This window comes from Streptomyces sp. NPDC050147, assembly GCF_040660195.1.
In the GTDB taxonomy this organism is placed as follows: domain Bacteria; phylum Actinomycetota; class Actinomycetes; order Streptomycetales; family Streptomycetaceae; genus Streptomyces.
The window spans coordinates 83,897-96,231 of record NZ_JBFALJ010000017.1 but is presented as its reverse complement, the minus strand read 5'-3'; the positions used below and the strand labels follow the sequence as shown (position 1 = coordinate 96,231).

General features: G+C 68.8%; 14 protein-coding genes. 6 read left to right on the top strand and 8 right to left on the bottom strand.

From position 1 onward, the window contains the following. The first annotated feature begins 101 nt into the window (after positions 1-101). From AB0I94_RS25160 to AB0I94_RS25145, 4 genes are all read left to right on the top strand, one after another. Positions 102-497, top strand: a complete 396-nt coding sequence (locus AB0I94_RS25160) for an MmcQ/YjbR family DNA-binding protein (protein ID WP_363311893.1) — start codon at positions 102-104, stop codon at positions 495-497. Next, on the top strand, positions 494-862 hold the full coding sequence (locus AB0I94_RS25155) for an MmcQ/YjbR family DNA-binding protein (protein ID WP_363311892.1): 369 nt from the start codon (positions 494-496) through the stop codon (positions 860-862). The genes AB0I94_RS25160 and AB0I94_RS25155 overlap by 4 nt, the downstream gene beginning before the upstream one ends. Positions 863-1,069: 207 nt before the next feature. Continuing rightward, on the top strand, positions 1,070-1,615 hold the full coding sequence (locus AB0I94_RS25150; protein ID WP_363311891.1) for an EF-hand domain-containing protein: 546 nt from the start codon (positions 1,070-1,072) through the stop codon (positions 1,613-1,615). A gap of 286 nt (positions 1,616-1,901) precedes the next feature. Next, the gene (locus AB0I94_RS25145) at positions 1,902-2,585 is read left to right on the top strand and encodes a hypothetical protein (RefSeq protein WP_363311890.1); all 684 of its coding nucleotides are present in this window, start codon (positions 1,902-1,904) and stop codon (positions 2,583-2,585) included. Positions 2,586-2,656: 71 nt separating this feature from the next. Here the strand turns inward: AB0I94_RS25145 and AB0I94_RS25140 are convergent, their stop codons facing one another. From AB0I94_RS25140 to AB0I94_RS25125, 4 genes are all read right to left on the bottom strand, one after another. After that, positions 2,657-3,418, bottom strand: a complete 762-nt coding sequence (locus AB0I94_RS25140) for an enoyl-CoA hydratase (RefSeq protein WP_363311889.1) — start codon at positions 3,416-3,418, stop codon at positions 2,657-2,659. Further along, on the bottom strand, positions 3,415-5,082 hold the full coding sequence (locus AB0I94_RS25135) for an AMP-binding protein (RefSeq protein ID WP_363311888.1): 1,668 nt from the start codon (positions 5,080-5,082) through the stop codon (positions 3,415-3,417). The genes AB0I94_RS25140 and AB0I94_RS25135 overlap by 4 nt, the downstream gene beginning before the upstream one ends. A 66-nt stretch (positions 5,083-5,148) precedes the next feature. Next, positions 5,149-5,931: an SDR family oxidoreductase gene (locus AB0I94_RS25130; RefSeq protein ID WP_363311887.1), complete on the bottom strand. Its 783-nt coding sequence runs from the start codon at positions 5,929-5,931 to the stop codon at positions 5,149-5,151. Positions 5,932-5,965: 34 nt separating this feature from the next. Next, positions 5,966-6,808, bottom strand: a complete 843-nt coding sequence (locus tag AB0I94_RS25125; protein ID WP_363311886.1) for an amidohydrolase family protein — start codon at positions 6,806-6,808, stop codon at positions 5,966-5,968. Positions 6,809-7,036: 228 nt separating this feature from the next. On the opposite strand from AB0I94_RS25125, the gene AB0I94_RS25120 reads away from it, so the two are divergent. Then, positions 7,037-8,368 (top strand): MFS transporter, encoded by a 1,332-nt coding sequence (locus AB0I94_RS25120; protein ID WP_363311885.1) that lies wholly within the window; start codon positions 7,037-7,039, stop codon positions 8,366-8,368. 63 nt (positions 8,369-8,431) lie between these two features. Then, on the top strand, positions 8,432-9,307 hold the full coding sequence (locus AB0I94_RS25115) for a helix-turn-helix domain-containing protein (RefSeq protein ID WP_363311884.1): 876 nt from the start codon (positions 8,432-8,434) through the stop codon (positions 9,305-9,307). Between the two features lie 82 nt (positions 9,308-9,389). Here the strand turns inward: AB0I94_RS25115 and AB0I94_RS25110 are convergent, their stop codons facing one another. From AB0I94_RS25110 to AB0I94_RS25095, 4 genes are all read right to left on the bottom strand, one after another. Then, the gene (locus AB0I94_RS25110; RefSeq protein WP_363311883.1) at positions 9,390-10,130 is read right to left on the bottom strand and encodes a class I SAM-dependent methyltransferase; all 741 of its coding nucleotides are present in this window, start codon (positions 10,128-10,130) and stop codon (positions 9,390-9,392) included. A 139-nt stretch (positions 10,131-10,269) separates the two neighbouring features. After that, the gene (locus AB0I94_RS25105) at positions 10,270-10,695 is read right to left on the bottom strand and encodes an NUDIX domain-containing protein (RefSeq protein ID WP_363311882.1); all 426 of its coding nucleotides are present in this window, start codon (positions 10,693-10,695) and stop codon (positions 10,270-10,272) included. A 188-nt stretch (positions 10,696-10,883) separates the two neighbouring features. Next, a complete protein-coding gene (locus AB0I94_RS25100; RefSeq protein WP_363311881.1) occupies positions 10,884-11,318 on the bottom strand; it encodes a VOC family protein in 435 nt (144 codons plus the stop codon). Between the two features lie 275 nt (positions 11,319-11,593). Further along, on the bottom strand, positions 11,594-12,160 hold the full coding sequence (locus AB0I94_RS25095; protein WP_363311880.1) for an RICIN domain-containing protein: 567 nt from the start codon (positions 12,158-12,160) through the stop codon (positions 11,594-11,596). Positions 12,161-12,335 lie beyond the last annotated feature (175 nt).

Here is a 12,335-nt window from a genome sequence, read left to right as displayed (position 1 = left end):
TGTCGGCTTCAGGGGAACGATGGGATGTGCCGCGACCGCACGGCGCGCCCTGCGAAGCGGCAGTCGTGTCACTCTCCGAGGAAGGCAAGGAAGACACCCCCATGAACGGATCGACCCTGCACACGTTCGCCGCCGACTGCGCGGAGGAGCTTCCCGGAGCCCGGCCGACGCATCCCTTCGGCCCAGACTGGGAGGTCTTCAAAGTACGCGGCAAGGTGTTCATGCTGATGACCGAGGTTCCGGGGCGTCCCGTGGTGATCCTCAAGGCGGACCCCGGCGAGGCGTACGCCCTGCAACAGCAGAACAGCCACATCACCCCCGGCTACCACATGAACAAAAAGCACTGGATCACGGTGGAGGACGGGGCAGGCATCGACAAGACCCTCGTCAGGGAACTCGTCACCGACTCCTACCGGCTCGTCGTCGCCCACCTGCCCAGGGCCCGGCAGCCCGTCGACCCGCACACCTACGGCATCGGTACGCGGGTGGCCCGGTGAGCGCGGCCGGGGACCGACTCCAGGACACCGCTCGCCAGGCGGCGCTCGCCCTCCCCCACGTCAGCCACGGCCGCCCCTTCACTCCCGCACTCGACGTGTACAAGGTGGCGGGCAAGCTGTTCCTGATCGTCACCGACGACCCGGACGAACAGATCATCACGGTCAAGTGCGAACCCGAACACGCCCGCGCGCTGGAACGCGGCTACCCCACCGTCACACCGGGCCGCTACCTCGACAAACGGCATTGGATCTCGCTCGGGCCGGGACGCGGTATCACCAAGCGGCTGATCACGGACGCCGTCGAGCACTCCTACGACCTGGTCGTCGAGGGGCTGCCGCGCCGCGACCGCCCCGGCACGCGATGAGACGCTGCTCGACGGCGGCGAGGGCCCGCTCTTCGCGGCCCCTCGCCTGGGACGTGTACGAGCGATTCGGCTCTCCTGAGGGCGGGTTGGCGATCGCCCAGGCCGTCGTCCCTCGGACGGGTGTGTGGCGTGCACTGCGTGGGGAGTCGGGTGTGCCTACGCTGCCGGTGACATCCAGCAACTCCTGCCCGGAAGGGGCCGTTCGGCATGAGCGATTCTGGTCTTCGCGCCAAGTACGTCCGTCGATTCCACATCCTTGACTTCGCAGGCGACGGCTACGTCGACCGGAGTGATGTCGAAGCACGGGCCCAGCGGCTCCTCGATGGGATGGCTGAACCGGCCGAAACGCCCCGAGCCGCGGCGGTGCGGGAGGGGGCCGTGGCGTTCTGGCTGGGCCTGGCGAAGCTCGCCGGAGTCCAGGACAGTGACCGGTTGGACCAAGAGGCCTTCGTGGGCGCACTGTTGCGCGCGCGTGAGCTGGGCACCATCGGTGATCTCGTGGGGCCGTCGGTCGAGGCGCACGTTGCCCTGGTCGACAGCGATGGAGACGGCAGCGTGAGCCTGGCGGAGTTCCTGCGTTCGCAAAGCGCGTCAGGAATGGCAGAGGCGGACTCGCGGCAGGCGTTCGAGCAACTCGACCGCAACGGTGATGGCCGTCTGGACGTCGAGGAATGGCAGCGTGCCGTAGTCGACTTCTATACCAGCGACTCGGAGGACCAGGCGGGCGCCCTCATCATGGACGCGCGGGCCTGAAGACCACCGAGCGGCGCACGCGGGCCTGGTCACGTCGATGAGAGCCTGCGGACCGAGGCATGGAGGCGGGGGCGGCTGGACCAGGCACACGGCCGGCCCCTCCCGCTCATCTTCTGGCGACACCCCGGCGTTCCTCATGAGCGCACCGAACCCTCGTACGGAACCCGGCGCATGCCCACCGGCCGCGTGCCTCCAGGCGCCCCCGCCTGTGTCTGGACCACCCCTCCTCTGTGCCCGAGCGTGGGAGACGTACCCCGTCTCTACGGTTCAGCTGCGAGGGAGCACCATGATTCACATCAGTGAAACCCTGGCCCTGCACACCACCGAGGGCTTCTTGACCGACAGCGAGCTCACCCAGCTCCGCAAGATCATGCATGCCACTCTCGATGAGACCGGTTGGCAGCCTCGCCACCAAGCCGAGATCCTTCTCGCCCCGGTCGCGGCCCAGGACATCCTGCAGGACGCCACCCGCCGGGCTCTGCCCGCGATCCGCCGCACCATGCCATCGATTTCGGCCGCTGCGCCTTGGGCCTACACCGAACTCACCGCAGGCCAGGAAGTCCCCACCCACCTCGACGGCATCCCCGATCCCGGCACGGCGCCGCGCCGACTCGGCCGTATCGGCGTCGTTCTCGACGACGCTGAGGCGGGCGGCGACTTCTACATCGAGACCACCTCCAGCCCCGGCATCTGGACTGGCGAAGAGGTCGGCGAAGGGGAGGGCTTCATGCCCAGCACCCCCCTGACGCACCGGCTGCCCCACGCCTCCGAGCCGGGGGCTCCCCGGCACGCCAGCGCCCCCACCTGGCTTGAGGGAGCTCGCCGTACCCGCTGGACCACCGATGCCCGCGCCGGCACCGCCGTCGCCTACGGCTCGCAAGTCATCCACGGCGTCAGCCCCGTTCGTGCCGGTCGCCTGCGCAAGTTCGTCACCGACCTGCTCGACGAAGCCATCCCCGCACTGCCCTGAACGGGGCGGACCAGAGAGGCGATCACAACCGACCTCGTACGTGAACTCCTCCGTGCGGGCGGGAGGGACGGTCAGTCTCTGGGGTTCTTCCTTAGCTCGCGCAGGCGCTCCGCGGTGCCGGGCAGGGAAAGCGACCAGAGTTGCTCCCGCGTTTCCTCTTCCACCACCTGGCCGTGCTCCCGCCCGTCGCCCGCGCGCCGCAGCGATCGCTTCGTACGGCGGACAAGCTCCGGTTCGACAGTGCCCGCTCCGGCGGCCAGGGCGTGGGCCGCGGCGAGCAGGTCCGGGTCGGGGACGCACCGGTGGGCCAGTCCGGCGGTGGTAGCGGCGGCGCCGTCCAGGCGTTCGCCGAAGAGCACCATGGCGGCTGCCGTCTGCGCTCCGACCAGGCGGTGCAGCATCCAGGTGTGGCCGCCGCCGGGGTGCAGGCCGAGCTTGAGGAAGCGGGTGTCGAACCACGCCGATTCGGCGGCCACCCGCACGTCGCAGGCCAGCGCGAGGTTGAGGCCGGCGCCGACCGCCGGGCCGTTGACGGCGGCGATGGTGGGCAGAGGAGACCGGGCTACCCGCAGGAAGGACTCGTAGACGGTCTCGACCCCCGAGGTGTCGCCCTCGGATGCCGCCAGGAGGTCGGTGAGGTCGGCTCCGGCGCAGAAGGCCGTGCCCGCCCCCGTGAGGACGATCGAGGTGACGGCGGGGTCGGCCTCCAACTCGTCGAATGCCGCGAGGAGTTCGACGACGAGCGGGCCGGACAGGACGTTGCGGTGGTCCGGGTCGTCGAGCGTGAGCGTGGCGGTGCCTCGTTCGCGCTCGACGCGCAGCAGGCCGCTCATGAGCCACCGCCGGGGGTGGCGGACGGCGCGTCGTCGGCGAACCGGGCGACCAGGTCCTTCTTGGAGACCTTCCCGACGTGCGACAGGGGCAGGCTCTGCATGATCTCCAGCCGTTCGGGGAGCTTGAACTTGGCGATCTCGTGCCGGGAAAGGAACTCGGTCAGCTCTTGCAGGGTGGGTGGCGCCACTCCTTCGCGGGGGACCACGCAGGCGCACATGCGCTCGCCCAGTACGGGGTCGTTCACCGGAATGCAGGCCACGTTGACGATCGCCGGGTGCCCGATGAGGAGGTTCTCGATCTCTTCGGCGCTGATCTTCTCCCCGCCGCGGTTGATGAGGTCCTTGCGCCGGCCGGCGACGACGTAGTTGCCCGAGGGATGTCGGCGCATCAGGTCCCCCGACAGATAGAAGCCGTCCGGGGTGAAGGCGCGGGCGTTGTGCTCGGGGGCGCGGAAGTAGCCGCGCAGGGTGTAGGGGCCGCGCGCGGCCAGTTCCCCGACTTCGCCGTCGGGCACCTCTTGGCCGTTCTCGTCCAGGAGCAGCACTTCGTCGTCCGGGCAGACGGGGCGGCCGACGGTCTCCATCCGCACCTCTTCGGAGTCGTCGAGCCGTACGAAGGTCAGCAGCCCTTCGGCCATGCCGAAGTTCTCCTGGATACGGCAGCCCGGCAGCATGCGCTGGGCCAGCGCGCGGGTTTCGGGCTGGAGCCGCTGCCCGCCGCTCTGGATCACGCGGACCGACGACAGGTCGTACTCGTGGATCAGAGGGTCGTTCAGCCACTTGATCAGCAGCGCGGGCACCACATGGATGTGGGTCACCCGGTGCTTCTCGATCAGCGGGAACACCTGGGCGCCGCGCGTGGTGGGGTGCAGCACCGTACGGGCCCCGGCGAGCAGGAAGCCGTGCAGGCCGGGGCAGGCAAGCGGCAGGTTGTGCGAGATCGGCAGGACGTTCAGCAGGCAGTCGTCCGGCCGGATGTCGCACACCGACATGGCGTTCTTGGTGTTGAAGACGTAGTCGTTGTGCAGACGCGGAATCAGCTTCGGAACGCCGGTGGTGCCGCCGGAGAGCTGGAAGAGCGCCGCTTCCATGGGGTCGACCTCGACGGCCGCCAGATCCACATCGCCCTCTTCGCCGGCGCCGCCTGCCAGGACGGTGCTCAGCGCCGTGGCGTCCTGCCCCGGGTCACCGGCGACGATGTGCAGCCGCAGGGATGGCGCCGTGGCGCGCACCCGGGTGACGATCTCACGGTGATCGGCGTCCTTGGACCGGTCGGGGGTGATCGCGGCGACGGCGTCGGACAACCGCGCGAACTGCTCCAGTTCCCGGTAGCGGTGCGCCGGGAGAGCCATGATGGGGATGACGCCGATCTTCTGCAGTCCCAGATGGGTCACGGCGAAGTCGGCCGTGTTGGGCAGTTGCAGGACGACCCGGTCCAGCGGGCGCAGGCCCAGAGCCCAAAAGCCTCGGGCCGCTCGCGCGGCGCGCTCCTCCAGTTCGCCGTAGGTCATGTCGACGCCGTCGTGGTGCAGGGCCACGCGATCGGCGTACTGCGTGCATGCCTGCGCGAACACGTCGCGCAGGGTGCGGTCCTCCCAGTAGCCCTTCGCGCGGTAGCGCTCGACGTACGCGGGCGGGAAGGGAACGATTCCATCCAGGGTCACGGTGTCCTCCTGCACTCAGATCGTCTCTGCACTGAGGTCGTCTCCGCACTCAGGCCGTCTCCGGACTCAGGTCGTCGCACTGAAGCCGCCGTCGATGACGACGATCTCGCCGGTCACGAAGGGGTTGGAGTCGATCAGCGCGAGAACGCTCTGGGCCACTTCGTCCGGTGTGACGCACCGCCGCATCGGGGTGTGACGGCCCCGCCGCTCCATCAGCCGTTCGTAGTTGTCTCCCAGCTGGTCCTCCATCCACTCCCCCACCATCCAGCCGGGGGCCACGGCGTTGGCCCGGATGCCGTCCGGGCCAAGGCGCCCGGCGAGGGTCTTGGTCAGGTTCACCACCGCCGCCTTGGAAGCGGCGTACGGGAACGGCTGCGGCCCCGGACGCAGTCCCACGATGCTGGCCAGGTTCACCACGGCCGTGCGGCCCGGACGCCTCCCGGCGGCGTCCTTGAGCAACGGCACGCAGGCGCGGGTCACTTGGAAGAGGCCGCGCACGTTGACCGCGAACACCCGGTCCCACTCGGCCATGTCGAGCCCGTCGAGGTCAGCGGGCGGGGTACGGGCCGTGGTGCCCGCGTTGTTGACCAGCACGTCCAGGCGGCCGAACCGGTTGCGTATCTCCTCCACCATGGTGAGCACCGCAGCCTCGTCGGCGACATCGGCGCGGCAGATCAGGGCCGCGGCCCCGATGTTCTCGGCCAGGGTGGCGGTCTCCTTGGCCGCCTCGTGGCTGGAGGCGTAGTTCACCGCCACGTCGTAACCCGCCGTGGCAAGCGCCAGAACAGCTGCCCGCCCGATTCCCCGTGCGGAGCCTGTCACCAGCGCTACCGGCTTGTCGTCAGTCATGTTCATTCCCTTCGCTCGGACAAGAACTGGCGGCCTACAGGCCGAGAAGGCGTTCCGCGTTGCCGTGGAACACCTGGTGCATGACGGCCTCGGTATAGCCCAGCTCGTCCCATTCGCGCAGGAGCCGCTCGAACGGCAGGCTCGGGTGGTCGGTGCCGAACATGACCTTGTCCCGCAGCCGGGCGCGGATGTCGGTGCGCAGCTGCTGAGGGAAGTGCTTCGGCGCCCAGCCCGACATCTCCCAGTAGACGTTGCCCTTGTGCAGGGCCACGGCGGTCATCTCCTCGATCCAGGGCCAACCCGGATGCGCGGCGATAATCGTCAACTGCGGGAAGTCGGCGGCCAGTTCGTCCACCGCTCGGGGGTGGGCGTGGCGGATGCGGGCGCCCATGCCGCCGGGCATGCCCGCGCCCATGCCCGTGGTTCCCACGTCGATCATCACCGGTACGCCCAGGGCGGTGATCGCCTCGAACAGGGGGTAGAGCTGCCGGTCGTCCACCGCGTAGCGCCCCATGATCGGGTGGAAGTGGAAGCCGAGCACGCCGTGTTCGCGCACCGCCGTCTCGGCGTCGGCGACGGCTTGTTCCCCGCGCAGCGGGTCGACGGCCCCCCAGGCGCCGATGAAGGTGTCCGGGTGCCGGTCGCGCAGAGCGGCCACATAGTCGTTGCCGCAGGGCGGGGCGCCGGTGACGGTCTCGATGTCGAAGGCGACCAGCACCGCTTCGATGCCGTGCTTGTCCAGGTCGGCCACCACCTCTTCCTCGGCGCGTGGTTCCCAGGGCTTGTTCCAGTACTCCGCGAGCGCTGCCGGGAAGGGCTGCTGGGAGGCGATCCACTCGGCAGTCCCCGGATAGCAGTGCAGGTCGATCCTTCTCATCCTTGCCCCTCTTTCCGCCTGTGCAGGGAGTCAGTCACTCCCTCACGTTTCGTCCGCGCAGACCTCTGTACAGCGGGGCCCGGCTCGCCTCAGTGTGTACTACCTACCGTGGTAGTGACTAGCCCTTCGCCGGGGCGATTGTTCATGGGAGGCGCAACGACCGAGGCACCGTCACGAACCGAGGACACCAGTACGCGAGGGGGTGAACTCCTGGCCAGGTGGGAACGGTTGCCGTTCACCAGCGCCCACCGCAGGGCCTTTCAGATCCTGGGGACGGGAACGTTTTTCGACTCCTTCGACACCGTCGCGCTGGCGGTGACGCTCACCGCGGTCACCTCGACGATGCACATCGGTCTCGGTGACGCCGGGCTGCTCATCAGCGCCGGCTACGTCGGGCAGATCGCGGGCGCGCTCGGCCTCGGCTGGGCCGGCGAGCGCTACGGCCGCCGCCCGGTGTTCCTCGCCTCCATGGCCCTGTTCGGTGTGGCCGCCCTGCTGGCCGCGGGCGCGTGGAGCGGTCTGAGCCTGGGCCTCTTCCGCCTGGTGCAAGGGATCGGCCTCGGGGCCGAAGTGCCGGTGGCCGCCGCGCTGTTCAACGAACTCGTACGAGGACGCGCCCGCGGCCGCTCGGTGATGCTGTACGAGACCAGCTTCACCCTGGGCAACATGGCCGCGTCCCTCGTCGCGGCGGCCCTGTTCGGTCTGCTGCACGACGAAGCCACCTGGCGCACCATGCTCGCCCTGGGAGCGATCCCGCTGTTCGTCGCGCTCTGGGCACGCCCTCGCCTTGTGGAGTCCCCGCGCTTCCTCATCTCCCGGGGCCGGACCGCGGAGGCGGAGACGCTGGTGACCGCCATGGAGGCAGAGACTCTGCGCAAGGGACGTCAACTGGAGCCCGTCGAGGCGCCGATCGCGCCCGATACGCGGCCCACGCGATTGGCGGAGATCTTCTCCACGCAGTACCTCAGGCGCACCATGATGATCTGGACCGTCTGGTTCACCACCTACTTCACCCTCTGGGGTCTCACCACCTGGCTGCCGAGCCTGCTGGTCAACGAGGGCGGCATGCACCCGGCGACCGCGTCCCTGGCCAGCGCGGGGCTCCAGGCCGTCAACGTGGTGCTGGTGGTGACCATCGCGCTGACCGTGGACCGGCTGGGGCGCCGCTTCTGGATCACGCTCGGCTACGCGGTCTCCGCCCTGGGAGCAGCGATGGGCGCGCTCGTCACCTGGTCCGGGCAGACCCAGTCCCCGGGCGGCCTCATCGCCCTCGCCGTCCCCGTCCTGCTGGGCGTGAACGCGGTCGCGCCGATCGCCTTCATGTACACCGGCGAGCTGTACCCGACCCGGATGCGCGCGTGGGGCACCATGGCCGCCAGCAGCTTCCGCAACGTGGGAGCGGTCCTGGCCCCCGCGGTGATCGGCTGGGTCCTCGACGGCGACGGCGGCATGGCCGCCCTGTATCTCATGTTCCTCACCACCCTGGTCGTGGGTCTGGTGGTCTTCTGGGCGTTCGGGCCCGAAACCGCCCGGCGGAAACTGGAGACCCTGGCCTCCTAGCCGCCGATACACTCACTCTTACGGTAGTGACCCTGCGAAGTCCGGCTGACAGGAGTGCGAACCATGAGTACGGCTGACGAGACCGCGGCCCGACTGGTGGAGCTCGGCTTCTCCCAGTACGACGCGCGGGCGTACGTGGGCCTGCTCGGCCAGGAGCCTTTGACGGGCTACGCGCTGTCCAACGTGACCGGCATCCCGCAGCCCAAGGTGTACGAGACCCTGCGGCGGCTCACCTCGCGCGGCGCCGTGGTCAAGACCGGCGACTCCCCTGCCCGGTTCGTCGCCGTAGCGGCCGACCAGTTGCTCGGCCACCTCGAGACCGACTTCCGAAGGCGGGTCTCTGACGCCCGCTACGAACTCAACAGGTTCGTCGCCGAGGACCGCACCGAGCAGATCCGGCCGCTTCGGTCCATGAACGACCGCGCTTCCATCATCGCGCGGGCCCGCGGAATCCTCGCGGACGCCGAGCGGCACGTATACCTCTCGGGCCGTACGGAGGAGCTGGAAGCACTCGGCGACGAGGCAGGCGCCGCAGCCGAGCGTGGTGTGACCTTCGATGTGCTCTGCTTCGGCACCCCGCCCTTCGAACTGCCGGGCCGCACGCTCCGCCACGCCAGCACCGAAGGGGTCGTCTACCGCCACCACCAGGCCCGGCACCTGGCCGTCGTGGCGGACGGCACGGCGGCCCTGTGGGCGTTGGCACCCGGCGGCAAGGACTGGGACTGCGTGTGGGTCAACGATCCGCTGTTCGCCGCCCTCGTCAAGGGATACGTCCGCCACGACATGTACGTCCAGCAGATCTACACCGACCTCAGCGAACCGCTGAACGAGCAGTACGGCCCTGGCCTGGCCGGACTGACCGGCATCAGCGAAGAGCGCTCCAAGCCCGCCAAGTCCGCGGCACGGCCCAGGAAAAGCGTCCCGGGACGGACCGCGTAACGCCGGTGAGACGGCCGGCCGATTCCGGCGCCCTTGGGCCTGCCCGGCGAGAGGATGCCTTCACGTCTCGGTGCGGCGGAGCTTACGGTTTGTGGGTCACCCAGAGCAGTTCCGCCGGCCAGCGGTGTGCCCAGTCGGGTGGGTCGGTTTCGTTGTAGCCGTTGGGTGTTCCGAGTTCGGGCCGCGGCTCGATGAGGTCGTCGATGATGAGACCCGCGCCGCGCAGGACCTTGACCCAGTCGCCGTAGGTGAGCTGATAGCTGGTCGCGCCGTCGTCTTCGGCGATGGTGTTCAGGCCGAAGTAGTCCTGCTGCAGCGTCGTGGTCACGCGGGCAGCGGCTTCGTCGTAGCAGGCTTCGAACCATGGGCTGGCGACGTTGAACACCAGGCGCCCGCCTGGCCCCAGGACGCGTGCGGCCTGCGGGACGGCCAGGTGCGGTGGCGCCCAGCTGAGCCCACCGAAGTCGCAGAAGACCAGGTCGAAGCTGCCGTCGGCGAAGGGAAGTTGTTCGGCGGCGCCTTGCACCAACGGGTAGCGGTCTGCTCCCATCACGCGGCCAGCTGCGGCGAGTTGGGCTTCGGACAGGTCGAGCCCGACCACGGTGGCGCCCTCGGCGGCGAGCGCCCTGGACCACTGGCCGGCGCCGCAGCCGAGTTCGAGGACGCGCTTGCCAGTGACGTCGCCCAGGGCGTGCAGGTGCGAGTCGGGGATGGAGTACATGCCCCACAGCCGTGGTGTGGCGCCGATTTGCGGGTCGTGCTCGTGCTGGTAGGCGCTGCTGATCTGGTTCCAGAGCCGCCGGTTGGCGGGGATGCTGTCCACGTGCCGACTCCAGCACTGCCTGCCGGGGGCGGTCAACACGATTACGGCACTGGCAGGCGCTCGCCGCAGTCCGGCCCTGTCTCGGCTTGGCTCGGCCCATGATCCGCAGGACGAGCCCTCGCACGATAGTTGTCGGTCGTTAACCTCCCACCCCGACCTGGCTCTTCTCGAAGCACTGAGCACGGTGTCTGCGCCGTATTCGCATCGCTGTTGACGTGTTCCGTGCAAGCCAGTGAGGGCTCAAACCGCTGCCGTTGAGGAACGTGAACAGCAAGCGTGGCAGCACACGAATGCCCAGCTCTTCGGCCAGCTCCCGCGCGGCGGCCCGTTCATAGGACTCACCGACATCCACGGCACCACCGATCATGACCTCGTAGAGCCCGGGGAAGCGCGACAGCTGCTCCGACCGCCGGTGAACGAGGATCCGCCCACGCTCATCACGACACACCGTCACGGCGACCCGGTGCAGCCAACCCTCCCGGATGGCCTGGCGGCGGCTGACCAGCACCCCCAGCACACGATCTTGATCGTCGACACGCTCCACCAGTTCGTCCACGACGCACACCCTGGCAGAGCCCACTGACAACGCCGCTATTCGGAGCCCCGTGGAGGCCGACACAGGAGAACCTGCACCAGGAGAACCTGCACCTGGCGGCCGGACACCCAAAGCGGCGTTGACGATGACAAGCCTGCCGATGTGACGACTTCCGTGCTTTGGCTCGACGGCTCCTCACCTCGCCGACTTGAGAATCCTCAGTCGAGACAGAACTCGTTGCCCTCGATGTCCTGCATCACAATGCAGGACTCGTTCTCGCCATCGGCACGCATCGTTCGCACATGTACCGCGCCAAGCGCGACCAGCCGCGCACATTCGGCCTCGAGCGTGGCCAGACGCTCCTCACCCACGAGTCCGATACCGGCCCGCACATCGAGATGCAGCCGGTTCTTGACAACCTTCCCTTCGGGAACGCGCTGGAAGAGTACGCGCGGGCCTACACCCGAGGGATCACTGCACGCGAAGTAGTTCACCTGGTCCTCAGGCGGCAGCGAGCGGTGGTAGTCCTCCCAGGTAGCGAACCCCGTCGGGGTCGGAGGTACGACGTACCCCAGCACCTCGCACCAGAAGGCGGCGAGACGCGCAGGTTCCGCGCAGTCGAAGGTCACTTGGAACTGCTTGATCGTTGACATCGGCGCACGATAACAGGGGCCGTGCTCATCTCGCCGGGCGGGTGGATCCACACCCTGTCGCCCGGTCCCGGTTTCCATCTCGCCCTGTGCTCAGGGGCGTTGAGGTCGGTTACGAGCCGCAGCAGCCGTCGGCCTCTCGGCGGCCGGGTCGTCGAAGACCCCGGCGCCACCGCACACTCCGGTCTCCGCGAGGGCGACGGGCTCGTACGGTCCCCGCCCGCTGAAGCCCGCCGGAGGGCGGGTGGCGGGCGGGGCGCTGTGCCGCCGGGGAGTGCTCAGCGGCCGCGGGGCGGGTCGACCAAACGCCATGCGTGGGTGAGGTCGGGCTGGCCTCCCCACATCTGGCGGGGGTAGACGTGGTCGGTGGGGGAGGTGGAGGTGCCCGGCCGGATCGCGTGGTCGTCGTAGCTGTAGGGCACGATGGCCCAGTCGCTGGTGGTCCCGGGGACGTGGCGGATGTACCAGCTCTGGCTCGTGCTGCCGGTGCAGTTCCGCATTTTCACGTAGTCACTCGTGCTGGAGCCGATGGTGAGGCACTTCTTGTGGGGGTTGGTGCGGATCCGGTAGGCGCCGGGGTGCTCACTGTCGCGTGTGATCAACCACTTGTAGCCCTGGTCAGGGACCAGGTCCCCGTTCCAGACCTGCACCTCGTCGTCGATGTCGGTGTAGGCGTCGGGGAAGAGGTAGCCGCTGGACATCTGATGGACCACCATCTTCCAGCCGGTAGGCGGCTCGTCCTGCGGCGCCGCTTGTGCGCCCGAGGCGGTGACGGTCCCGGTGAAGGCCGTCGCCAACAGGGCAGCGGCGGCAGTGACGAGCTTGGTCCTCAACGAGCTGCGCATATGACTCCTTCGACAGACGCTGGTGGTCCTTCCTGGATAGCGGCACCGCAAGGCACGTAACACCGTTTCAACTGGTATGTAACTCCTTAGAGCTATAAGTCATATGTGCCTCGCGGCGGCGTAACGTTTCTGTTCACGGCTCGCCCCCTTGGGACGCTTGTGCGGCCCTTTGAGA

Coding starts and splice junctions, on each gene's coding strand:
- AB0I94_RS25160 (WP_363311893.1), top strand. CDS start 102: ATGAACGGATCGACCCTGCACACGTTCGCCGCCGACTGCGCGGAGGAG.
- AB0I94_RS25115 (WP_363311884.1), top strand. CDS start 8,432: ATGAGTACGGCTGACGAGACCGCGGCCCGACTGGTGGAGCTCGGCTTC.
- AB0I94_RS25125 (WP_363311886.1), bottom strand. CDS start 6,808: ATGAGAAGGATCGACCTGCACTGCTATCCGGGGACTGCCGAGTGGATC.
- AB0I94_RS25145 (WP_363311890.1), top strand. CDS start 1,902: ATGATTCACATCAGTGAAACCCTGGCCCTGCACACCACCGAGGGCTTC.
- AB0I94_RS25150 (WP_363311891.1), top strand. CDS start 1,070: ATGAGCGATTCTGGTCTTCGCGCCAAGTACGTCCGTCGATTCCACATC.
- AB0I94_RS25140 (WP_363311889.1), bottom strand. CDS start 3,418: ATGAGCGGCCTGCTGCGCGTCGAGCGCGAACGAGGCACCGCCACGCTC.
- AB0I94_RS25095 (WP_363311880.1), bottom strand. CDS start 12,160: ATGCGCAGCTCGTTGAGGACCAAGCTCGTCACTGCCGCCGCTGCCCTG.
- AB0I94_RS25100 (WP_363311881.1), bottom strand. CDS start 11,318: ATGTCAACGATCAAGCAGTTCCAAGTGACCTTCGACTGCGCGGAACCT.
- AB0I94_RS25130 (WP_363311887.1), bottom strand. CDS start 5,931: ATGACTGACGACAAGCCGGTAGCGCTGGTGACAGGCTCCGCACGGGGA.